This window comes from Cohnella sp. GCM10012308 (assembly GCF_042649185.1).
In the GTDB taxonomy this organism is placed as follows: Bacteria; Bacillota; Bacilli; order Paenibacillales; family Paenibacillaceae; genus Cohnella.
On record NZ_JBHRYU010000005.1, the window covers coordinates 112192 to 135893 of the forward strand.

Sequence of the window (23702 nt, forward strand, 5' to 3'; positions counted from 1 at the left end):
CAGGATTCGGGCGAGGGCGGGAATGGGGAAATCGCAGCGATGCACGACAACAAGCGGCAGGCTTCGCAGCGGCGGAGTTTGCCGTTTTTCATAGAGGTGACTGGCAAATGGAAACGATCAGAAAAACGATAGGCGATCAGTTGGAGCGGCTGGAGCGCGAAGAGAACGTCCGCATCCTGTACGCGTGCGAATCGGGCAGCCGGGCGTGGGGCTTCCCGTCGCAGGACAGCGACTACGACGTGCGGTTCGTTTACGTGCGCGAGCCCGATTGGTACCTGTCGATCTACGATAAAAGAGACGTTATTGAGCGGCCGATCAGCGATCGATTGGACATCAGCGGCTGGGATCTGCGCAAGGCGCTGAACCTGTACCGCAAGTCCAACCCGCCGCTGCTCGAATGGCTGCAATCGCCGATTCAGTACGCCGAGCGCTACACCGTGGCGGAGCAGCTGCGCGCGATCTCCCCGCTCACCTTTTCGCCCAAGTCCTGTATGTACCATTACCTGAACATGGCCCGGGGCAACTACCGGACGTATCTGCAGGGCGACCGGGTCAAGATCAAAAAGTACTTCTACGTGCTGCGCCCCGTGCTGGCCTGCGAATGGATCGAGCGGTACGGCGACATGCCGCCGATGGCGTTCGACGTCCTGGTGAACCGGCTTCTCCCGCGGGGTGGCGAACTATGGGACACGGTAAAGCAGCTGTTGGTGCGAAAGATGGCGGGCGAGGAGCTCGACTACGAGCCGCGGCTCGCCGTCGTGGGCGATTATTTGGAGGAACGGCTGGATCATTTGGAGCGAAGCGCCGCTTTGCAGTCAACGAGGGCCGAGCGCCTGGACGACCGGCTGGACGCGCTGTTCCGGTCGGCGCTGCGAGAGGTATGGGGCGCCTAGCGGTTACAGGTTATTGCGAATAAAGGAGCGTAAAGATACATCATGACTTATCAAACGATAGACGGCGTGCGCGTCTGGGGGAAGCCCGACGAGAGCGCGCTGTCGCAAGCCAAAACCTGCGCGGTGCACGGCAACGTCGTTCAGGCGCTGCTGATGGCCGACCACCACAAAGGCTACAGCCAGCCGATCGGCGGTGTGGTCGCCTATGACGGCCAGATCTCGCCCTCCGGCGTGGGGTACGATATCGGCTGCGGCAACAAAGCCGTGCGTACGAACCTGATGGCGAGCGACGTGCTGCCTCATCTGACCGGCATCATGGATCAAATCGCGCGCAAGGTGTCCTTCGGCATCGGCCGCAGCAACAGCGAGCCGGTCGATCACGATCTGTTCGACGATCCCGATTGGAGCGCATATTCGGCGATCGGGCGGCAGGAGCACGACAAGCTGAAGAAGCTCGCGCGCGACCAGCTCGGAACGGTCGGCAGCGGCAATCACTACGTCGACTTGTTCGTCGAACCCGCCACGGGCCGCCTATGGATCGGCAATCACTTCGGCAGCCGGGGCTTCGGCCACAGGACGGCCAGCGGCTTCCTGAACCTTGCGGCAGGTCGCGAGTTTCTGGGCAACGCACCAGGTGAAAAGATGGATCAGCCGCCCGTATTGTTCGATCTCGATAGCGAGCTCGGCGACTTGTACTACAGGGCAATGAAGCTGGCCGGCCGGTACGCGTATGCCGGGCGCGACTACGTGATCCGGCAGGTGCTGTCGATCGTAGGCGCGGAGGCGGACTTCGAGGTCCACAACCACCATAACTACGCGTGGCGCGAGACGCACGGCGGCAAGGATACGATCGTCGTGCGCAAAGGCGCGACGCCTTCGGCGCCGGGACAGCTTGGATTTATCGGCGGCAGCATGGGCGATATCTCGGTCATCGTCCGCGGCAAGGACACGGCGGAAAATCGCGACTCCTACTACAGCACGGTCCATGGCGCTGGCCGCGTTATGAGCCGTACGCAAGCGGCAGGCAAGATGAACTGGAAGACCCGCACCCGTTCGGGCGGACAAATCACGACGGAGCAAATGAAGCGGGCGGTCCGCGAATTCGGCGTCGTGCTGCGGGGCGCTGGGACGGACGAGAGTCCGTTCGTTTATCGCCGGCTGCAGGAGGTGCTGGATGCCCATGCCGAGACAATTGACGTCATGCATGTGCTGAAGCCGATCGGGGTGTGCATGGCCGGCGCCGACGAATTCGATCCTTACAAGGATTAGCCGACGTCTCGCTTTTTCGCGTCCCACAGAGAGGATGACTTCCATTGGCCATTGTTCAACTCAAGTCGAGCAATCCGCAGTTTACGTTTCTCATCCGAAAAAATCCGTCCGCCGGCATGCAGCTCCGGCAAGTGCGCCAAGGCATGACCTACGGCTGGTATTCGGACGATGCGACGTACAACGTTTATTTCAAGGATGCCGACAACGATATCTCCTATAAAAAGCAGGAAGACGAGAGCTTTGAATACTTGAATGTGTCCAGGTACAACACGCCGCTGTTTCCGCTGAACGCGATCAACGAGTTTTTCGCAGCGCCGTTCAAAAAGCAGGACGAACGCGACGCAGAAGGCAGCGAGCACGTTTTTTTCATCAACATGATCCACGTCGATCGGCTTCGCTATATTCAATTTTTTGAAAAGCACCTGACCGATTATACCTTCACGCTGGAGCACCGGGCGCACAAAAGCTATACGCTGACGATCGGCACGCAAAAAAGCCTGTATGGCTTGCTGCATGTCGCAAGCGTGCTGTGCCTGTTCCTGTCGATGTTCGGAGACGAGCAGATCGATATATCGGACGCCGTACTGGACAAATACGTTCCCAGCCTGAACGTCATCGATGCGCCGTTTTTCATTCGAAGCTTGTTTGCGAGAAACTTCCTTCATTCGCGCGAGCGGTTCAAGAAATACAAGACGGCAGTAGAGCGGACGGAAAGGTACGCGATAGAGCTGGAATTCGGCGGTACGGCCATGCAGCGGCGCAGCTTCATCGCGGGCGCGCTGCCTTTCGATAAACCGATTCTCGACATCGGCTGCGGCGAGGGCTTCTATGCGATTCCTTTTGCGAGCAAGCTCGAGAGCGCTTATTACGCGGTGGACATCGACGAAGAGCTGCTGGATACCGTCGCCAGAAAAGCGGCCGCCAAGGAGATCGATAATATCGCGACGTACTCTTCCCTTGAACGCTTCCTCGAAACGTACAACGGCGAGCAGGTCGACGTGATCCTCACGGAGGTCGTCGAGCATATGAGCCTGGAGGAAGCGGCGGCGCTCATCCGGCAGATCGGCGGCAAGGTCGATTTTGACCGGTTGATCGTGACGACGCCCAACGCGGACTTTAACCGCTATTACGAGCTGGAAGGGTTCCGGCATGACGACCATAAGTGGGAGCTTGGCCAGACGGCGTTCCGGCAATGGTTCGCGGATACGGTAAGAGAGCTGCCGCTTGCTTGCGAGTTCGTGGAAATCGGAGATCGGGTGGAAGGCATTCATACGACGCAGGGCGTCATCGTCCGCAGAGGGGAGGGATAACGCATGGAGATCGCGACGCGCGTGCATACCGTTTTTATGCTTGTAGGAGCGACGGAATGCGGGAAGACGACGTTTGCAAAGGAAGTGCTGATGCCGCAGCTTCAACTGTCGGATGAAGAGCGGGGCTTGCGCGCCAACGTGCAGTATTTGTCCTCGGACGGCATCCGCCAGGAATTGCTCGGTTACGCCTACGACAAATACGAGCAGCTGATGCTGGAGTCCAGCTCGCATGCGTTTCAGCTGCTTTTCGAGCGGTTGAAGCTGGTCACTTCGTTTCCGATCAACGCCGAGTTCGTCATCGTCGATACGATCGGCCTGGCCGAAGATTTCCGTGCGAAGGTGCGGGAGGTCGCCCGCGATAACCACTACAATCTCGAAGTTGTGCTGTTCGATTATCGCAGACGCGACGACTACTATGCTTCCGAGCGGTCCAAGAAGCTGATCACCGCGCATTTGAACCGGCTTCGCAAGGACGTGCTTCCCGTGCTGTCGCGCGAGGGCTATGACAGGATTCACAAGGTGCGGGCCAAGGATTTCTATTTCCCGGAGGAGCGGCGGGCCAACCCGGAATACCGGATCGCGGTGGAAAACTGGAATGAGTACGCGGCGTCGGTGCTGCCCAGGGATGCGGAATATATCGTGATCGGAGACGTCCATGAGTGCGCCGAGGATTTGCAGGGACTTCTGCTGGAATTCGGCTATCGGATCGAGGAAGGCCGCATGGCGCCGACGGATAGGGTGCGGGGCGCGAAGGTGATTCTGGTCGGCGACTGGATCGACAAGGGCAAGCATACGCGGGAGATCGTCGAGTTTTTGTACGGCAACCGGGAATATTTCTTGTTCGTGGTCGGCAACCATGAGAACTTCGTTCTTAAGTATATAAAGGGAGAGATTAAAGGCGCGAACGCGCAGTTGACGGACGCATACTTCGACTCCATCCCGGCTTTGCAGGCCGACGAGGCGTTGTTCCGAAAGTTCGCAGCGCTCGTGGAATCTTCCCGCCCCTTCTACCGCTATGTCGGCGGCGAGGGCAGATCCTCCTTTTATATCACGCATGCGCCTTGCCGCAGCGTGCACATCGGCAAGCTCGACGCGGAATCGCTGCGCCGTCAGCGAACCTTCAGGCTCGACCGCGCGCTTCCTGCGGAAGAACAGCTTAACTTCCTGCGAGAAGAAGCGACGGGCAATCACCCTTACCATCTGTTCGGACATGTCGCGGCGAAGCAGGCTTTCCGGATTAAGAACAAGATTCATCTCGATACGGGCTGCGCGCACGGCAACCTGCTGACGGGCGTTCGGATGGCTTACAAGCTCTTTTTCAAAAACAGAAAGTCGCGTACCGCATCCTTCCATGAAGAGCTGCCGACGCTTTTCCGGGAAGAGAAGAAGGTCAAGCTGCTGGAACTGGATGCCGAGTCCGTCCGCAGGCTTCGTTATTGCGCCCGCCATCGGATCAATTTTATCTCGGGAACGATGTCGCCGGCGGACAAGGACCTGGAAGCGGGAGAGCTCGAATCGTTGCGCAAGGGGCTCGCATATTTCGCGGAGCGCGGCGTAGGCGAGGTCGTGCTGCAGCCCAAGTACATGGGCTCCAGGTGCAACGTGTATCTGCACCGGGACCTCGAGCAGTGCCGGGCGGTCAGCCGCAACGGCTATCAAGTCAAAGCCGTGGACATGCAGCCGATTTACGAGCGATTGCTACGGAAGTTCGGCGCTTATATGTCGGAACGGGACATCGCCGTATTGGTGCTCGACGGAGAGCTTCTCCCGTGGAGGGCGATGGGCGAAGGGCTGATCGAGCGGCAGTTCCGGCCCATCGGGAAGGCGCTTGAGACAGAGCTGGATTTCTTGAAGCGGCACGGGTTCGATGAAGCGCTTGGCGGGCTGGTGAAGACTTGGGAGGACAGCGGATTCGAGCAGGATCAGCATCACGCGACCAAGGAAGCGCTGAACGACAAATACGGCTCGCATCAGTATCAGACGTACAAGTTCGTCCGCGGCATCAGGGACGCGCGCGTGCCGCTGCAGCAGCATGAAGAAGCCTTTGAAGTGTATAGGCGCCAGCTCGAGCTGTATGCGGGAGATGCCGAGATCGTCTACAAGCCTTTTGCGCTGCTCAAGGAGATCGACGAGAACGGCGACGAGCGGCTGCCGGACGGCAAAACCTCGGAGAACTACCGCTTCGTGTCGGAGGACGAATATGTAGCGCTGAATCTCGAGAGTCCGGACGCCTATGCGGTCGCCGAAGCGTTTTTCTCAAAGCTCACGGTAGAGAACGGCATGGAAGGCATCGTCATCAAGCCGGAGCTTGAGCATCCCGGCACGGTTCCGTATATGAAGGTGCGCAACGCCGGCTATCTGTCCATTATCTACGGCTACGACTACAAGTTCCCGCATAAGTACGGCAAGCTGATCAAGCAGAAGAACATTGCGCCCAAGCTGCGGACCTCGCTCAACGAACATCGGCTGGGCAAGCAGATGCTTGCGATTAAGCTGTCGGATATCGAGCGGGACAACGAGCCGTTCAATCAGATCGCCGCCAATCTGCTGTTCGAGGTGGCGAAGGAGAAGGAGATCGATCCAAGGCTATAACCGCGCATGCAGAAGAGAGAAATCCGGCCCATCAGGCGCCGGATTTCTTTTGCGTACGTCTGGCGCACACAGGCCCCGACTTTTCACATAACATGATTGATCCGTTAAAATAAGAAGGAGGAAAGCGGGCGATGACAACAATCACGTTGGCTGCGGTCGGGGATTTGTTGATGAAGAAGAAAATGATCGCTTCGGCCGCGCGAGAAGGCGGATTCTCGCCTGTTTTTTCCCGCGTGAAGCCGTATCTTCGGAAAGCGGACCTGACGATAGGCAATCTGGAGACCACCTTCTCCGGCAGCCGGTTCAAAGGAAAGCCCGGAAGACTGTTGTTCAGCTCGCCGGACGCATTCGCGGCCACGCTCCGCAGCCTCGGCTTCGATGTGTTGAGCACGGCCAACAATCACTGCATGGACGGGACTTCGGCAGGATTGAATCGAACGCTGGATGTCCTCGACCGATACGGCCTGCGGCATACGGGCACGTACCGTTCTGCCCGGGAATCCCGCGGGAAGCTTATCGTTAATGTAAAGGGAATCAAGATCGGCATCTTGGCTTATACGTACAGAACCAACGGTATTCAAGTGCCGCAGCCCTGGCTGGTCAACCGTATCGTACGCAAGAAAATAGCGGCGGACGTGCGCAGCCTAAAGCGAGTGACGGATTTTATCATCGTATGCCTGCATTTCGGAAAAGAATTCCGTTCGCGACCCGATCGGGGACAAGTCCGCCTCATGCATCAATTATTTCGGAATGGCGTGAATGTGGTGCTTGGCGCGCATCCCCATGTACTGCATCCGGTAAAAATATATAAGGTGAAGGACAGGGACGGGCGTCTCCGCAATCGGATAGCGGCATCCTCCTTGGGTAACTTCGTTTCCACCGAGCTGCCGCAGCATACGGCCAGATTAAGAGGCAAGATCCTAAAGTTGACCATTGCGAAAAATGCAAAGGGAGTAACCGATGTGCGGAAAATGACCAGCGTGCCTACCCGCATTTTACAAAATATCGGTCCTAAACAGGTGTATCGGGTTGTGCCGGCCGGAAGGGACGGGCCACATCAAAAGCAAAGACGATCCATCGTCGGATGAATTGATTCTGTTCGACAAACCCGCATGTTTGTTAAACTAAAAGGGTTATTATACGTGCCTTCGGATTAGACTTGTTTTTTTATAGCCGGCTATACGTCGATTAAGAGATCGCGCGTTCAAACTTACGGAGGAACCAGTACCTATGCCATTTCCCATTGAAGAAAAATTCGTCGTCGCGGTCGCGTCCAGCGCGCTGTTCGATCTGGAGGCTTCGGACAAGGTATTTAAGGAAAAAGGAGAAGAGGAGTACCGGCAGTACCAGCACGCCCACGAGGAGGAGGTGCTGCGTCCGGGCGTCGCCTTCCCGCTGATCAAGCGGCTGCTCATGATCAACGGCGAGGCGGCGGACGACCAGCCGGTCGAGGTCGTGCTGCTGTCTCGCAACGATCCGGATACGGGGCTGCGCGTGTTCAAGTCGATCCAGCGCTACGGCCTGCCGATCACGCGCGCGGCGTTCGTCGCCGGGCGCAATCCTTTTACTTATATGGATGCGTTCAACGCTTCGTTGTTCCTCTCGGCGGATCCGGACGACGTACGGTCGGCGATCCGGGTTGGACTGCCAGCGGCGCAGGTGTTCCCGACCGGGTTCGTGGACGACGACCGGGAGCAGGAGCTGCGCATCGCCTTCGACTTCGACGGCATCATCGCGGACGACTCGGCGGAGGGCATCTATCAGGCGCAGGGCATGCAGGGCTTCCACGATAGCGAGCGAATGAACGCGGGGGAGGCGCTCCCGCCGGGGCCGCTTTTCCGGTTTTTCAGCGAGGTCGGCCGCCTGCAGAGACGGGAGTGGGAGAAAAAGAAGGCGGACCCCGACTACTCGCCGCGCGTCCGGATCGCCATCGTGACCGCCCGGAACGCGCCGGCTCACGAGCGCGTCGTCACGACGCTGCGGGCCGCCGGCATTCGGGTCGACGACGCCTTTTTCCTCGGCGGCATCGAGAAGGCGCGCGTGCTCAAAGTATTTCGGCCGCACATTTTTATCGACGACCAGGTGGGCCATATCGAGGGCGTGTCGGGCTTGTACCCGACCGCGCACGTGCCGTTCGGGGCGATCAACTTAGCGGCGTCCGTTTAGCGGCTTCCATGTAGAACGGGAAGGAATGTATCGCCGATGAAAATAAACAACCCGATCGTACCCGGCTGGTACGCGGATCCCGAGGCCAGGACGTATGAGGGGAAGCACTGGATCTTTGCGACGCGCTCCTTCACGGAATATACGATGCAGATGAATCTGGACGCGTTCAGCTCCGATGACCTGGTCCGCTGGGACAAACACGAAGGCATTGTAGATATGGCCGATTTTCCATGGATATGGAGAGCGGTCTGGGCGCCGACGCATATCGAGCACGGGGGCCGTTATTACCTGGTATTCGCCTCGAACGATATCCAGACGAACGAGGAAATCGGCGGCTTGGAGATCGCCGTGGCCGATCGTCCGGAAGGGCCCTATCGGGGATACCTCGGCAAGCCTTTGGTGGACAAGTTCCTTCACCGGGCGCAGCCGATCGATGCGCACTTGTTCAAGGACGACGACGGAACCGTCTATCTGTACTACGGCGGTTGGGGTCACTGCAACGTCGCGCGGATGAACGAGGAGATGACCGGATTCGTTTCCTTGACGGTCGAAGGGGATGAGGTATTCCGCTCCATTACGCCGGACGGATACGTGGAAGGCCCCTGCATGATCAAAAAGGACGGGCTTTATTATTTGATGTGGTCCATGGGCGGATGGACCAACGGGACGTATCGCGTTGCGTACGGCGTGAGCGACAATCCGCTGGGCCCGTTCGAGAATCGAGGCACGATCCTGGAAAGACAGGAGCCGATTGCGGAGGGCCCCGGTCACCACGGCTATCTGCACCTGCAGGAGACGGACGAATGGTTGATCGTCTACCATCGCAGAGCGATCGGAGACACGGAGCCGGGGCACCGCCGATTATGCATCGATCGCATGCGGATCGGCCAGGGCCGGATCGAACCGGTCGTCATGACCGATACGTGGGAGCGCTGAGACGCCAAGCTTGACGAAGCCGGCGAAGACGGATGGCATCAGGCACCCCTGCATGATAGGATGCCTGGTGTCTTGTCGGTCGTGAACGGGAATCGATGCCGGCGATCCGATTGCTTTTCTACGGTCGTTGTGGTAGGGTTAAGTTATTGGAATGCTGACCTTAAATTCATCTATTGCAGAGGGTTATTATTTTAATGACTAACCTTGTGCAATATATGAATTTTTTATTTTGTACCTAAAATGAGAAGCTCATGTACAAATTGGAGGTGTTTTCATGCAAACAGGAACGGTTAAATGGTTTAACGCAGAAAAAGGCTTTGGATTTATCGAGGTCGAAGGCGGCGAAGACGTATTCGTACACTTCAGCGCAATCGTCGGCGAAGGCTTCAAGTCGCTGGACGAAGGCCAACGCGTCGAATTTAACGTGGTCCAGGGCAACCGGGGCCAGCAAGCCGAGAATGTCGTCAAACTGTAAATGAAGACCGAATCCCCGAACGACTCGTTTTGGGGATTTTTTATTTGAAGGGGGACGATCCATTGAATTATTCCTGGAATAAACCGTTGGAAAATTTGCCCGAAGAAATGACCACGATCTGGTCCTGCACCAAAGACGGCTGCAAGGGATGGATCCGTGACAACTTTTCGTTCGAGGACGTGCCCACGTGCATGATCTGCAAGTCGGTCATGGTCCGAAGCGAAAAGGTGCTGCCGATTCTGATCTCGTCGGACCACCAGCTTAAGGAGCATCGGAAAAACCAAAGGAAAGCGGCGCTGTAGGCCGTTCCTCGGCGCAAGCAGACGCTTTTTCCCCATACACGATCTCTGTCCGCAACCTGCCGAGGTTGTGGATTTTTCTTTTTGCCACTAGAATAGGACCCGCAGACGCAAAGTTTGCAAAGCAATCTATTATCCGGGAAAAGATGTGATAAGGTGAGACCGCTTCAGTTCAAGGCGCGGACGCACGCTTATCTGGACAAGCGTCTGACCGGGTCGTCCATGGACTACCGCAAAGTGATCGCGTTGTTCATCCCGATCCTGATCGACCAAGCTTTTATCGTGGGTCTCAACCTTGTGAATACCGCCATGATCAGCTCATCGGGCGTCGCGGCGGTCGGCGCGGTCAGCACCGTCGATTCGCTGAACATTTTCCTGATCAACGTCTTCGTCGCCGTAGCGACCGGGGGGACGGTCGTCGTCGCGCAGTACAAGGGCAGCGGCAACGAAGGGATGATCGCCAAAGCAGCCGCGGGCACGGTCGCCTCGGTCGCGCTTCTGTCGCTGGGCATCGGCTTGCTGGTGGCGTCGCTGCACGCGCCTCTCCTGCAAGTGCTGTTCGGCAGGGCGTCGGACGAAGTGTTGGACCATGCCCGCGTTTACTTGATCGGCAGCTGCGCTTCCTACCTGGGCATCGGCGTCGTGCAAGCCGTATGCGGCGCGATGCGGGGTATCGGGCGCTCCCGGGTGTCGCTGATTTTGTCGCTGATCATGAACCTGCTGTACGTCGCGCTGAATTTCGTGTTTATCAATGGGCTCGATATGGGCGTGCTCGGCATGACGATCGCGGTGAATATCGCCCGTTACACGGCTGCCTTATGCGCGCTGGTTTATATCCTGCGAATCGACACTTCGTTGCGTCTGCGTCTGGTGCAGCTCGTCCGCGTGCCGTGGGACATGCTGAAGAAGATCATGACGATCGGCGTACCGTTCGCGGCGGAGCAGATGTTTTTTAACGGCGGCAAAATGCTTACCCAGGTGTTCATCGTCAGCATGGGGACGTACGCGCTTGCGGCGAACGCCATCAGCGGCACGATCGCCCTGGTGTATCAGATCCCGGCCGGCGCGATGTCGCTGACGATCGTTACGGTCGTGGGGCAATGCATCGGCGGACGCAACGTCGGGGACGCCCGCAAGTTCATCAAGTCGTTTATCTGGCTTGCCTCCTGCTCGTTCGTTGTGATGACCGCCATCCTGATGCCGCTCTTCCATCCGCTGGTCAGCTTGTTCCATCCGCCGGCGGACATCGTAGACGATATCTTCTGGCTGACGCTGATCAATGCGATCGCACAGATTCCGCTATGGGCGATCAGCTTCGTCCTGCCTGCGGGACTGCGGGCTGCCGGGGACGCGCGCTTCACCTCGATCGCGTCGATGCTGTCCATGTGGCTGTTTCGGATCGTGCTCGGCTATTTGCTGGGGATTACGTTCGGGCTCGGCATTATCGGCGTGTGGCTCGCGATGAACTGCGAGTGGGGCGTGCGCGGCGTGCTGTTCCTGAAGCGGTTCCGCGGGGACAAGTGGTATGCGAAAAAGTTGATTTAAAGACTCGACAAATAAAAAGGGCTGAGGCAGCGTGGGGCTGCTTCATCCCTTTTTGCGGTAGCATTCACGGCTGGTCCAGGCTGCGCAATCGCGGATATACGGAACACGCAGGTCGCAGTTGTTCCTGGCTAGGAACACCGGGCGCTTCGCGCTTGCCGCGTGTCGGAGTTGTTCCTGGTTAGTAACACCGGGCGCTTCGCGCTTGCCGCGTGTCGGAGTTGTTCCTGGTTAGGAACACCGGGCGCTTCGCGCTTGCCGCGTGTCGGAGTTGTTCCTGGTTAGGAACACCGGGCGCTTCGTGCTTGCCGCGTGTCGGAGTTGTTCCTGGTTAGGAACACCGGGCGCTTCGCACTTGCCGCGTGTCGGAGGTGTTCCTGGCTAGGAACACCGGAGCGCCGGTCGCTTGCCGCCAGCCGCAGATGCTCCCATCCAGGAACTCGCGCGCTGCGCAGGCCCAGCCGCAGGTTCAAACGCACCCGCCAACGTTACCCCCTGCGGGCCGACTCGCGCCCTTCTCGCACGAAGCGCGCCGCGGCTTCCATTTGCGGCACCGCGACCGCCTCCAGCGTGACGAACCCGCGGGGCTTCTGCGCCTCGAGCTTCTCCCAGAAGCGGGCATAATGGAGCTGTCCGAGCCCGGCCGCCGTCTCCTGGACGCCGCCGTCTTCGGCGCGGACCAGATCCTTGGCATGGGCGCTGACGATCCGCGGTCCGAGCAGCCGGAACGCTTCGTCGACGACACGGTCCTGATCGTCCAGATTATGGCCGCCGAGCAGGTTGCACGGATCGAGAACGACCCCGACGCACGACGACGGGAAGCGCTCGATCGCGGCCGCCAGCGTCTGCGGCGAGTCGATTAAGTGCCCCTGCGCCGCCTCGAGTCCGATGATGGCGCCCCATCGCTCGGCTTCCTCGACGAGCTCCTCGAGCGCTCGGTCGAGCAGCGCCGCGTGCTGCGCGAGACGGCTCGGGTCCTGGGGCACGCCGACCTCGGTCGCCACGATCGGCGCGCCGAAATGCCGCGCGTGCCGCAGATGTTCCTTGAATCGGTCTACATTATAGCGATAGTTGTCTTCGTTCAGGTCGATAAGGCTGGCGTAGCAGCCGAGCACGGCGATCCGCACGCCGTTGTCCGCGAACGCGCCGCCGATCTCGCTCGCGAGTCCGGGGCTGAGCTTGCCGAGGGAAAAGTCGATGTCGGCGATCGCTTTGGACAGCGCCAGCTGCACATAGGAGAATCGGTGCTCGGCCACCTGTTCGGCCAATTGCGCGTAAGGAAGCGTACCGAGGAGATGCGCCAATATTCCGACTGACATGGATGGGCTTGCTCCTTTCCTGCGCGTAAGAAGACGCGCTTCACTGTTGATGGCGTTAACGTTCACTCAACTTACGACATTAACAATCATTGACGCATGACGTCAATCCATATTCGACACCCGGCCGGCAGCCTCCTCCTCACCCCTGCGTCTTCTATCGTCTCTTTCCTCTCAGGCATAACGACCGCCGGGCTGGGGACAATGAGCCGAGCAGGAAGTTCATGGGATGAAGGAGCGCAAGCCGAAATGGAAAAGAAGTATGTCAAAGAAACCCGCTGCGTCAAAACCTCCAGAGTATTCCCCACTGACGTCAACAATCACGAAACGCTGTTCGGCGGCAAGCTGATGTCCCACATCGACGATATCGCATCGATCTCCGCATCCAAGCTGTGCAGGGTCACCGCGGTTACGGCCTCGACGGATTCGGTCGACTTCCTTCTCCCGATTCGGCAGACGGATTCGGTGTCGCTCGAAGCCTTCGTATCGTGGACGGGCACGCGTTCCATGGAGGTGTTCGTCAAAGTGATCCGAGAGGATCTGCGGACGGGGGAGCGGAGGATTGCCGCGACGTCGTTCCTCACGTTCGTGGGCCTCGGCGAGGACAATCGGCCCGTGCCCGTGCCGCAGGTCATTCCCGAGACCGACGAGGAGAAAAAGCTGTTCGAAACCGCGGAGCACCGCAAAGAGATGCGCGGCATTCGGCGGGAGCAGAGCAAGGCGTTCGCCGATTTTTTGCTGACGAAGTACCCTTGGGAGTAAGGCGCGCGCCGGTTTCGGCGCCTTTTTTATTTTTTCGGACGCTATTCGCTTGACAATTATTAATATTGTCATTATGATAATATAAAAATGACGATGTGAAACGAGGCGACTTCGATGGACTTCTATCTGGAAGACGAACATGTGGTTTCCCGGCTCGTGACGGAATGGCGCAAGTACGGCCGGCTCGTCGTCGCGTTCGACTACGATAACACGGTGTTCGATTATCATCGCGCGGGCCTCTCGTTCGACGACGTACCGCGGCTGCTCAGGGAGTGTCGTTCGCTTGGCGCCTATCTCATCGTTTTTACCGCTTGCGGGAAGTCGCAGTTTCCGGCCATTGCGAATTACCTGACGGACAACGACATTCCGTTCGATGCCATCAACGAGGATCCGCCGTTCGTTCCTTCCTCGGGCGGCAGGAAGATCTACTTCAATATTCTGCTCGACGATCGGGCGGGACTCGGCTCGGCCTACCGGTGCCTGCAATCGGCGCTGGACATCATGAAGCGGGGAGCGTGAACGACATGATTCGGCTAAACGGACAGACGCTGTTATTCGAGACTTACCCGAACGGGGAGACGCGAGTGAAGGGGGAGCAGATTCTTGCGCTGGCCCGCGGGACGGACGGCAATCGGATCGCGATCAAGTACGAGACGGACGCGGACCTGATCAAGCTCCTGTTCGTCAAAAGCTATTTGGACGACCGCGGGCTTGGCTCGGCGACGCTCGATATCTACTATATGCCTTACAGCCGGATGGACCGGACGGAGGGGGCGTCGGCCTTCACGCTGAAGTATACGGCACAAATGATTAATGCCATGAACTTCGAGCGCGTTACGGTCGTCGAGCCGCATTCGGACGTCACGCTGGCGCTGCTTGACCGCAGCGAGGCGCTGTATCCGACGCTGGAGCTGCTGGGCCGGGTGACGGCGGAGACGGGATTCGATCCGGCGGCGGATTATCTGTTTTTTCCCGACGCGGGGGCGCAGAAGCGATACGGCCGGGTGGAAGGCTTCAGACAGCTGGTCGGCAGCAAACAAAGAGATTTTGCGACAGGGCGTATTCAGAAATTGGACGTTGCGGGCGACGTCGACCGGACTGGTTTCAAGGCCGTTATCGTCGACGATCTGTGCTCGTACGGCGGCACGTTCCTGCTAAGCGCGGAGCGGCTGCGGGAGCTCGGAGCTTCGCGGATTTATCTGCTCGTCACCCATTGCGAGAACGCCGTTCATCTAGGCAAGCTCCCGGCATCGGGATTGATCGACCGCGTTTTCACGACCGACACGATCCTTGACGGACCAAGCACGGACTTCATTCAAATTTATCCCATTGGAGGCATGCTGCCATGACCGCTGCTAACAACAATTTCGTATACCCGGCCACGCTGCTCTGCGACTTTTACAAGGTGAGCCACAAAAATCAATACCCGCAAGGCACGGAGCTCGTCTACTCGACCTGGACGGCGCGCGCGAGCCGTATACCCGAGATCGACCAGATCGCGGCTTTCGGCTTCCAGGCCTTTATCAAGGAATACCTGATCGATTATTTCAACGCTCACTTTTTCGGCCGCACGAAGGCGGAGGTGACGGAAGAATACAAGCGCGTCATCCGTTATGCGCTCGGCGAGACGAACCCGGACGCCGCTCACATCGAGGCGCTGCACGACCTCGGCTATTTGCCGATCAAGATTAAGGCCGTTAAGGAAGGCAGTCTCGTGCCGGTCAAGGTGCCGATGCTGACGATCGAGAACACGCAGCCCGCTTTTTTCTGGCTCACCAATTACCTGGAGACGCTCATGTCGTGCCAGCTGTGGCTGCCGGCGACGAGCGCGACGCTCGCTTTCGAATATCGCAAGCTTCTTGAGGACTTCGCTCGCAGGACCAACGGCGACGCGACCGGCGTGCCGTTCCAGGGACACGACTTCTCGATGCGGGGCATGGGCTCGCTCGAGGCGGCCAAGGCCAGCGGCGCGGGGCATCTGCTCTCGTTTACCGGCACGGACACGATTCCGGCTATTCTGTATCTCGAAGACAACTACGGGGCGGACATGGAAAAGGAATTGGTCGGCACGTCGATCCCCGCGACCGAGCACAGCGTCATGTGCGCGCACGGCCGGGACGAAGCGGCTTCGTACCGCTACCTCATCAAGGAGGTGTACCCGAGCGGGTTCGTATCGATCGTGTCGGACACCTGGGATCTGTGGACCGTTCTGGACGTCGTCATCCGCGGGCTGAAGGACGATATTATGAGCCGGGACGGCAAGGTCGTCATTCGTCCGGACAGCGGCGATCCTGTCAAGATCATCTGCGGCGACCCGGACGCCGAGGACCCGCTCGCGCAGCGAGGCGTCATCGAGATTTTGTGGGACATTTTCGGCGGCACGACGACCGCGCGCGGGTTCAAGCAGCTCGACAGCCACATCGGCGCCATCTACGGGGACGCGATCACGATCGCGCGCTGCCGGGAGATCTGCGAGCGGCTCGCGGCCAAAGGCTTCGCGTCGACCAACATGGTTTTCGGCATCGGCTCGTTCACCTACCAGTACAACACCCGGGACACGTTCGGCTACGCGCTTAAATCGACGTATGCGGTCGTGGACGGGGAGGAACGCAAGATCTATAAGGATCCGAAGACGGACGCGGGCAAGGTCAAAAAATCGCAAACCGGGCTCGTACGCGTCGTCCCGCAGGAAGGCACCATGATCTGTATTGATAATCTGAACAAGGAGGAATACGATCAATACAGCGGGAACGATCTCTTGGAGGACGTGTTCGTCGACGGGCGCCTCGTGCGCGAGCAAACGCTCGGCGACATACGCGCCAGACTCCTCGGGAACCTGCAGGACTAAGCGACAGGGGTCAAATTACGATGAACGATAACCATGCAGGATCATATTCAGCCGCCGGATTTCGCACGCCGGACGGCGCGCCGACGGACATCGTCGTGTTCACCATTACCAAGACCGAGCGGACGGGTCCGAAGAAGGCGCTGCCGCTCCGGCGGCTTGCAGTCATGCTGATCAAACGCAAGCAGTGGCCGTGCGAAGGCATGTGGGCGCTGCCGGGGGGGTTCACGCGGGAGAGGGAGACGGTCGAAGCGTGCGCCCGGCGGGAGCTGCTGGAGGAGACGGGCGTATCGGACGTGCACCTCGCGTACTTCAACGTCTACAGCGCGCCGGGCCGCGATCCGCGCGGCTGGATGATCTCCCACGCGTTTTTTGCGCTCGTCGAGGAGCGGTACGTGGCAAGCCGCAGGACGTCGGACGAAGCCTCGGACGTGAGCCTGTGGCCGGTCGAGGAGGCGCTCGCCATGGAGCTGGCGTTCGATCACCGGTCGATCGTCGCGGATGCGCTCGGGCGGATCCGCCGGGAGATGCTGACGACGACGATCGCCAAGGAGTTCCTGCCGGAGACGTTTACGATTGCGGAGCTGTACCAGGTGATTACGGCCGTCGTGCCGACATTCGAGGAAAAGAATTTTATCCGCAAGGTCACCTCCACGCAGAGCCGCAAAGGCATTCTGGAGGAAGTCCGCGACGCGGAAGGACGTCCGGCGATGTCCAACCGGTACTCGCAGCGTCCGGCGCAGCTGTACCGGTTCACCGATTATGCGCCGGAGCTGTCGATTTACGGCTAGGGGAAGACAGGCTGAAAGACAGGCGTACATTAAAATTTCGAAGGTGTTAGAGATGGAGGCGGAGCGTATGGAGCTGGCGGATCGAATTAGGGGCGGGCTGTACGGCGTGGCTGTCGGGGATGCATTGGGCGGTACGACGGAATTTATGTCTCCGAGAGAGATTGCGGAGCGGCACGGTTATCTGACGGAAATAATCGGGGGCGGCGTATGGCGCCTCGAACCCGGCGAGGTGACCGACGATACGATGATGACGTTGTGCGTGGCGGACGGCATATTGGCCGCGCCGGACGATCCGATCGAGGCGATCGGCGAGCGCTTCTTGCAATGGTATGCGTCTGAGCCCAAGGACATCGGGAACATTATCCGGACCGTGCTCGCCACGTACGAGGGCAGCTGGTACCAGGCCGCGCTGCTTGCGGACCTGAATCTCGGACAGAGCGCGGGCAACGGTTCCTTGATGCGCTGCTTGCCCGCGGCGCTGTGTTACCCGGATTGGGCCGAAGCGGCGCGCGTGTCGCGCATGCAGTCGAAGATGACGCACTACGACGAGCGGTGCAACGAGGCGTGCGAGATATATAACCGCATCGCGTTCGCCATGATAGAAGGCGAGGTTCCGCTCCGCGACGCGATCGCCGACGCCGTCGCCGGCACCGCGTACGAAGAGATGCTGACGTCGGAGCCGAACTGCGAGTCCAGCGGCTTTGTCGTGCATACGTTCCGCTGGGTGCTGCATCTGCTGCTGACTTCGGATTCCTTTGAGGAAGTGGTGCAGCGGGCGGCGAATCAAGGCGGGGACTCGGACACGATCGGCGCGATCGTCGGCGGTCTGGCCGGCGTGCACTGGGGCTTCGACGGCATCCCCGAACGTTATTCCTCGCAAATTTTGCTCAAGGACCGATTGGACAAGACATGTGCGGCGATGCTGGCGATGAGGTCGGAGACGGCCGGCTAGCCGCGCGCTAGTAGGCGACGGTGACTTCTATGTCGTGCGCATAGTTGCCGAAGCGGCTTCCGAACAGGCTGACGCCGCCCGGATAGCGGGCGTCTTCGGCTGAAGCGATGCGCAGCCGGATGTCGCCGCCGGCAGTCAGGTTGAGCTTTTCCGCCGTTATGTCCGATAATTTTACGCCGTCGATATAGCTTCCTTCCTCGTTCACCAGCAGCGTCTTCAGCACCCCGTGCTGCGAATTGCTGGATCCCCACCATTCCGGATTAAGCCTGCCGCGCTGGCTGCCGAAGTCTCCCGGGCAGGTCCATACGCCGAGCTCGAAGTCGTTTAGCGAGAACCCGATGTCCGACGGCCAATCCTCCCTATATCCGGGAGATTCCGAACCGATCTCCAGCGTGACGCGAATCTCTCTCGCCCGGACGTCGCCGACCAGGTAGTTGGGCACCCGATACTCCACATAACCGCTGCCGAACCACAAATGATGCGCTTCGACGCGTTCGGGCGCGTCGAAATAACGGGGATCGTCCAGCAGGCCGATGAGCTTGCGGGGAGATGCCAGCCCGCAGGTCGGCTTTACCTGGTACGCGGTATAGTGTCCGATCGGAATGGAGACGGCGTAGCTGGACGGATCGCGGGTTTCGGGCTTCCGGGAATCGGATTGGAAGAGGAGGACAAGCCGTTCCAGGCTGAGCGTGCATATTTTCTGTTTGCCGCGGGTCCCGGCAGCCATATGGGTGGACACGATGCCGGCCTGCTCGAGCTTTTGCATATGCTTGGTTACGATCGCCGACGAGAGCGCCAGCTCGTCCGCGATCTCTTTGACGTACATCGGTTTTTCCCGCAGCATCTCAATGATGCGCACCCGCGTTTCCGACGACAGGCATTCCAGCAGCTGCATGTGGTTGGTGCTGACTTCGATTTCCATGGCGTTCCCTCCGTTTCTATGGTTAATCGTGAAGTTAATTATACTACGCGGGAGTTGACAATCAAGCCGGAGCGGGATACGATGGGTTCGATAATAAGTTCTTATTAATTAATTATTAACTTTAATGTTAACTATTATGGGAGGGTAATCAGATGTCCGAAATCCAAAAGTCAGCCCCCAGACAAGACTATCCGAGGCCCCAATTCGTGCGGGACGGCTGGGTGAATTTGAACGGAGAATGGGAGTTCGAGTTCGACGACGCCGCCGTCGGCGTCGGACAGCGGTGGCAAGACGGAGATCGCGAATTCACCCGGCGCATCCAGGTGCCTTTTGCCTTCCAGAGCCAGCTGAGCGGCATCGGCGAGCCGGACTTCCATGATATTGTCTGGTACCGGCGGACCCTCTCGCTGCCGGATGCGTTCAGGGATAAGCGCGTCGTCCTGCATTTCGGAGCCGTCGACTACGAAGCCTCGGTGTGGGTCAACGGCAAGCTCGTCGCGACGCATGAGGGCGGGCATACGCCTTTCCATGCCGATATTACGGACGCGCTGCGGCCTGCAGGGGAGGACAACGCGCTTGTCGTACGCGCGGTCGACTATAGCCGCGACGTTACGCTGCCGCGGGGCAAGCAATACTGGCTGTCCGACTCCGCGAGCATCTTTTACACCCGCACGACGGGCATCTGGCAGACGGTATGGGCGGAGGCCGTATCTTCCGCGCATCTGGCTTCGGTTCGCTGGACGCCGGATATCGACCGCAACGACATCGGGCTGCGGCTGGCGGTGGCGGGAGGAGGCAGCCAGCCGGCGCTGAAGGTTAAGGTAGACATTACGTTCGAGGAAGAGCCGGTATCGAGCGACATCTACACGATCCGTTCCGCGAACGAAGCCCGCACGATTCATCTGCAGGAGCTGAACGATCACGGAGAAGGGCGCTGGTGGACGCCCGAGAAGCCGAACCTTTACGATGTCAGATTGACGCTTTACGACGGAGAGACGGCGATCGACGAGGTATCCAGTTATTTTGGCATGCGCAAGGTGTCGGTCGAAGCGGGCAGGTTCAACCTCAACAACCGGCCTTATTTTCAGAAGCTTGTCCTCGATCAGGGCTACTTCCCGGACGGCAACCTGACGCCGCCGAGCGACGAGGCCGTCCGCAACGACGTCGAGCTGACCAAGGCGATGGGCTTCAACGGCGCGCGCAAGCACCAGAAGCTGGAGGACCCGCGCTATCTTTATTGGTGCGACAAGCTGGGGCTCCTCGTCTGGAGCGAGGCGGCCAACGCCTATCAATATTCCGACACCTATGTCCGACGCTTCGTAAGCGAATGGCAGGCTTCGATTGAGCGCGACTACAATCATCCTTGCATCGTCGTCTGGGTGCCGATCAACGAGAGCTGGGGCGTGCCGAACATTCAGATCGACGTGCAGCAGCAGCACCATGCGCTCACGATGTATCATCTGACCAAGTCGCTGGACGCGACGCGCCTGGTCGTCTCGAATGACGGCTGGGAAATGGTAAAGACGGATTTGCTCAACATTCACGATTACGAGTATCGGCGCGAGGTGCTGGAGGCGCGCTACGCGGAAGCCGAGCGTGCCGTGAACGGCATGCCTTCCGGCCGCCGGTTAACCGTCGGAGGCCATGCGTACGAAGGCCAGCCGATTCTCGTGACCGAGTTCGGCGGCATCGCCTACAAAAAAAGCGAGTGGGAGGGCTGGGGCTACTCCGGCGCGGACAGCGACGAGGACTTCGCGGCGCGGCTGCGTGCCGTCATCCAGCCGCTGCTCGGCTCGGGCGTCGTCCAGGGCTACTGCTATACGCAGCTGACCGACGTCGAGCAGGAGATCAACGGGCTGCTGACGTACGATCGCGTGTCGAAGCTGCCGGTCGAGGCGATTCGGGCGATCAACGAAGGGAAGTAAGAGACAGGTTGTCAGTGGGAGTGGCTCATTCGCGAGAGCGGCGATGCGGGAGCTGCTCCTGCACGCTGTTCTGTGCGGCATCGGCGACCGTTGGAGGATCCTGATTCCGCTATTTTCGCACGAACGGGATTCTGAGGTAGGTTTGCGGACCGTAGTTCCGTTATAGCCGATCGTTTCGCGTCTCATACTGCGTTTTTGGCAAAATAACGAATGCGGTGTCCGAAATGCAGGCGTCGGTGCGAGGATCGGGGGAAATAGCGGCGCTGCGGTCCGTTAGGTTTGGAACAGGCAAGGTCATACTCGTAAAAAAAGGCGAAAATAGTGAAAGCGAAGGCCGCACCCGGTTCGGGCGCGGCCTTTTCGCTTGCTCTCCCCCATCAAAATTAGGACCCGAATATAGCTAATGATCGCTATTTTCGAAGAGTTTTGGACAAGTAAACGCTTACCCAGGATGAAAAATCACTCATTTTTAAATTTTTCCTTTTTATTGTCTGTATAATAGCGAACAGTGCTGATCATGGATTTCATTCCAATCAAAAGGAGATGAAGCTCATTCAACGGCTGAACAGAATCGCGATCCTGGCTCTTGCGCTTTTCCTGGCGCTTGGCGCAGGCGCGGCATTCGCAAGCACAAATAGCACGAATAGCACCCTATACATAGCAGATGTTAAAGTCGACCTGAGCCAGAGCTTATGGACGATCGGCGGTTGGACTTATGCGCCGGTCAAGGAGATCGCGGACCTCATGGACTGGACGCTCGAGTACGACGGAGGGTCGGGACGCACGACGATTCGCAACGATTTGGGTGACGTGCTCGCATTCAAGGCGGGATCGTCCGACGTTGCGCTGAACGGCCGCACCTATGATATCGGCGGTACGGTCCGACTCAAGGACGGCGTCACCTACGCGCCGCTGCGGGTCGTCGCCGAGTCGATGCACGCGAGCGTCGGCTGGAAGGAGCAGGAGAAGGTCGCGGTCCTCCGGCAAGAAGAGCTGTACGCAGTCGTCGCGGGCGACACGCTCTGGCGCATCGCGGAGGCGCACGATACGACCGCAACCGCGCTGAAGGTCCGCAACGGGCTTTCGAGCGAAGCGCTGTCCGTCGGTCAGCAGCTCAAGATCGTCGCGCCGGAATTCCTCGATCCGGACGTCTCCGAGCAGAAGGCGACCGCCGCGGCCGAGGCGGCGATCGATCCTGCCGACGTGACGCTGCTCGCGAAGCTGGTGGAGGCCGAAGCTGGCAGCGAGCCTTACGCAGGCAAGCTCGCCGTCGCGAGCGTCGTCATGAACCGTCTGCACAACGACCGGTACCCGGACACCTTGCGGGGCGTTATATACGCCCCCGGACAGTTCTCACCTGCCGGCAATGGCAGCCTAGAGCGGGAGACGCCTTCCAAGGACAGCATCAAAGCGGCCAAGGCCGCTCTGTCCGGCGAGAACAACGTTCCTGGCGCTTATTCTTTCTTTAATCCGCAGCTCGAGCCTGCCAAGGCCAAGCGGCTGAAGGCGATCAAGAAAATCGGCCATCATGTGTTCGTCTAAAGAGCGGCATACCGAACATTGCGCGGAGAGCGGGGCAGAGGCCCCGCTCTTTGCCGTATCCGGACATAGCGGCGGGAGCGCGCGCGATTGGGTAAAATAAATATAGATTCTAAGGAAAGAGGCGAATGTCATGGAGAAACGAGCGTACGGCAAGACAGGCATGCAGGTTAGCATACTTGGATTCGGCGGCGCGGAGATCGGGTTCGGCGGCGCCGCTCAGCGGGACGTGGACAGGCTGCTCGGCAGCGCGCTGGACGCGGGGCTCAACCTGATCGATACGGCGGAATGCTATAAAAACAGCGAAGAGCTCATCGGCCGAGCCGTTGCCGGCAGACGCGGCGATTATTTCCTGTTCACCAAATGCGGACATGCCGCAGGCCTCGACCTGCCCGACTGGGATCCCCGGATGCTGGCTCAGAGCATCGACCGCAGCCTCGAGCGGCTCAAGACGGATTATGTCGACGTGATTCATCTCCACAGCTGCTCTGAGGAAGTGCTGAGACAGGGCGATGTCATCGACGTGCTGAAGCGGGCCAAGGAGCAGGGCAAGACGCGGTTCATCGGGTACAGCGGCGACCACACGAATGCGTTGTACGCCGTTCGCACGGGCGCGTTCGATTCGCTGATGACGTCCTTGAACATCGCGGATCAGGAAGCCGCGGATCTTACCTTAAACGAAGCGGCGGAGCGCGGCATGGGCGTTGTCATCAAGCGCCCCGTCGCCAACGTGGCTTGGAGGCACGCGCAAGCGCCGGATCCCAAAGCTTACGAGTATCCTTACTGGCAGCGGCTGCAGAAGCTAAAATATGATTTCCTGCAAGGCGACCTGGAAGAAACGGTCGGCAAGGCGCTGCGCTTTACGCTGACGACGCCAGGCGTGCATTCGGCGATCGTCGGCACCGCGAACCCGGATCGCTGGACATCGAACGCCAGGCTGCTGGCGCAGGGCCCGCTGTCGTCAGCCGAGTACGAAGCGATTCGCGAGCGCTGGCGGTCAGTCGCCGAGGACGATTGGGTCGGCTTGGAATAAAAAAAGGGAACGTGTATTCCCTTTTTGCGATGATTGTGGTTTAATAAAAGCAATACGTTAGCGGTGAAGCACACCCCGACGGTCGTCCATGACGGCTTGGTCGGGGTTTTTGCTTTTCCGGAGCGGAGGGGGAGC

21 protein-coding genes are annotated in these 23702 nt (G+C 59.2%); 19 read left to right on the top strand and 2 right to left on the bottom strand.

The annotated features are described in order from the left end of the window. The first annotated feature begins 107 nt into the window (after window positions 1–107). The 10 genes from ACFOTD_RS08710 to ACFOTD_RS08755 all read left to right on the top strand — a co-directional run bounded on the left by ACFOTD_RS08710 (window position 108) and on the right by ACFOTD_RS08755 (window position 11485). Window positions 108–893: a nucleotidyltransferase domain-containing protein gene (locus ACFOTD_RS08710; protein ID WP_378117730.1), complete on the top strand. Its 786-nt coding sequence runs from the start codon at window positions 108–110 to the stop codon at window positions 891–893. 42 nt (window positions 894–935) lie between these two features. After that, window positions 936–2162, top strand: a complete 1227-nt coding sequence (locus tag ACFOTD_RS08715) for an RtcB family protein (RefSeq protein WP_378117732.1) — start codon at window positions 936–938, stop codon at window positions 2160–2162. A 44-nt stretch (window positions 2163–2206) separates the two neighbouring features. Beyond that, a complete protein-coding gene (locus ACFOTD_RS08720) occupies window positions 2207–3472 on the top strand; it encodes a class I SAM-dependent methyltransferase (protein ID WP_378117734.1) in 1266 nt (421 codons plus the stop codon). Window positions 3473–3475: 3 nt separating this feature from the next. After that, on the top strand, window positions 3476–6064 hold the full coding sequence (locus tag ACFOTD_RS08725) for a metallophosphoesterase (protein WP_378117736.1): 2589 nt from the start codon (window positions 3476–3478) through the stop codon (window positions 6062–6064). A 131-nt stretch (window positions 6065–6195) separates the two neighbouring features. Next, window positions 6196–7152, top strand: coding sequence for a CapA family protein (locus ACFOTD_RS08730; RefSeq protein WP_378117738.1), 957 nt, complete (start codon window positions 6196–6198; stop codon window positions 7150–7152). A 142-nt stretch (window positions 7153–7294) separates the two neighbouring features. Further along, window positions 7295–8230, top strand: a complete 936-nt coding sequence (locus ACFOTD_RS08735) for a 5'-nucleotidase (RefSeq protein WP_378117739.1) — start codon at window positions 7295–7297, stop codon at window positions 8228–8230. Between the two features lie 36 nt (window positions 8231–8266). After that, entirely contained in the window at window positions 8267–9166 is a 900-nt protein-coding gene (locus tag ACFOTD_RS08740) for a glycoside hydrolase family 43 protein (protein WP_378117741.1), read from the top strand. Window positions 9167–9440: 274 nt separating this feature from the next. Continuing rightward, entirely contained in the window at window positions 9441–9641 is a 201-nt protein-coding gene (locus ACFOTD_RS08745) for a cold-shock protein (protein ID WP_378117743.1), read from the top strand. 62 nt (window positions 9642–9703) lie between these two features. Continuing rightward, complete coding sequence (locus ACFOTD_RS08750; RefSeq protein WP_378117745.1) at window positions 9704–9943, top strand: cold-shock protein; 240 nt, start codon at window positions 9704–9706, stop codon at window positions 9941–9943. A 153-nt stretch (window positions 9944–10096) separates the two neighbouring features. Next, window positions 10097–11485: an MATE family efflux transporter gene (locus tag ACFOTD_RS08755; RefSeq protein WP_378117747.1), complete on the top strand. Its 1389-nt coding sequence runs from the start codon at window positions 10097–10099 to the stop codon at window positions 11483–11485. 485 nt (window positions 11486–11970) lie between these two features. Here ACFOTD_RS08755 and ACFOTD_RS08760 read toward each other — a convergent pair whose 3' ends face one another. Then, window positions 11971–12801 (bottom strand): sugar phosphate isomerase/epimerase family protein, encoded by an 831-nt coding sequence (locus ACFOTD_RS08760; RefSeq protein WP_378117748.1) that lies wholly within the window; start codon window positions 12799–12801, stop codon window positions 11971–11973. Window positions 12802–13047: 246 nt separating this feature from the next. On the opposite strand from ACFOTD_RS08760, the gene ACFOTD_RS08765 reads away from it, so the two are divergent. From ACFOTD_RS08765 to ACFOTD_RS08790, 6 genes are all read left to right on the top strand, one after another. Continuing rightward, complete coding sequence (locus tag ACFOTD_RS08765) at window positions 13048–13560, top strand: acyl-CoA thioesterase (RefSeq protein WP_378117750.1); 513 nt, start codon at window positions 13048–13050, stop codon at window positions 13558–13560. Between the two features lie 114 nt (window positions 13561–13674). Next, window positions 13675–14079 (top strand): hypothetical protein, encoded by a 405-nt coding sequence (locus ACFOTD_RS08770; RefSeq protein ID WP_378117752.1) that lies wholly within the window; start codon window positions 13675–13677, stop codon window positions 14077–14079. Window positions 14080–14084: 5 nt separating this feature from the next. Beyond that, window positions 14085–14909 carry a ribose-phosphate pyrophosphokinase gene (locus ACFOTD_RS08775; protein WP_378117754.1) on the top strand — a complete coding sequence of 275 codons (825 nt, stop codon included), beginning with the start codon at window positions 14085–14087 and terminating at the stop codon, window positions 14907–14909. After that, complete coding sequence (locus ACFOTD_RS08780) at window positions 14906–16408, top strand: nicotinate phosphoribosyltransferase (RefSeq protein ID WP_378117756.1); 1503 nt, start codon at window positions 14906–14908, stop codon at window positions 16406–16408. Before ACFOTD_RS08775 ends, ACFOTD_RS08780 begins: the two co-directional genes overlap by 4 nt. Window positions 16409–16428: 20 nt before the next feature. Continuing rightward, window positions 16429–17196, top strand: coding sequence for an NUDIX hydrolase (locus ACFOTD_RS08785; RefSeq protein WP_378117758.1), 768 nt, complete (start codon window positions 16429–16431; stop codon window positions 17194–17196). Between the two features lie 67 nt (window positions 17197–17263). Next, a complete protein-coding gene (locus ACFOTD_RS08790) occupies window positions 17264–18148 on the top strand; it encodes an ADP-ribosylglycohydrolase family protein (RefSeq protein ID WP_378117760.1) in 885 nt (294 codons plus the stop codon). A gap of 7 nt (window positions 18149–18155) precedes the next feature. On the opposite strand, the gene ACFOTD_RS08795 is transcribed toward ACFOTD_RS08790, so the two are convergent. After that, window positions 18156–19070: an ArsR/SmtB family transcription factor gene (locus ACFOTD_RS08795; protein ID WP_378117762.1), complete on the bottom strand. Its 915-nt coding sequence runs from the start codon at window positions 19068–19070 to the stop codon at window positions 18156–18158. A 152-nt stretch (window positions 19071–19222) separates the two neighbouring features. Between ACFOTD_RS08795 and ACFOTD_RS08800 the strand changes: the two genes are divergently transcribed. From ACFOTD_RS08800 to ACFOTD_RS08810, 3 genes are all read left to right on the top strand, one after another. After that, a complete protein-coding gene (locus tag ACFOTD_RS08800; protein WP_378117764.1) occupies window positions 19223–20995 on the top strand; it encodes a glycoside hydrolase family 2 protein in 1773 nt (590 codons plus the stop codon). Window positions 20996–21538: 543 nt separating this feature from the next. Next, complete coding sequence (locus tag ACFOTD_RS08805; RefSeq protein WP_378117766.1) at window positions 21539–22537, top strand: cell wall hydrolase; 999 nt, start codon at window positions 21539–21541, stop codon at window positions 22535–22537. Window positions 22538–22667: 130 nt separating this feature from the next. Beyond that, on the top strand, window positions 22668–23567 hold the full coding sequence (locus ACFOTD_RS08810; RefSeq protein ID WP_378117768.1) for an aldo/keto reductase: 900 nt from the start codon (window positions 22668–22670) through the stop codon (window positions 23565–23567). The last annotated feature ends 135 nt before the right edge of the window (window positions 23568–23702 follow it).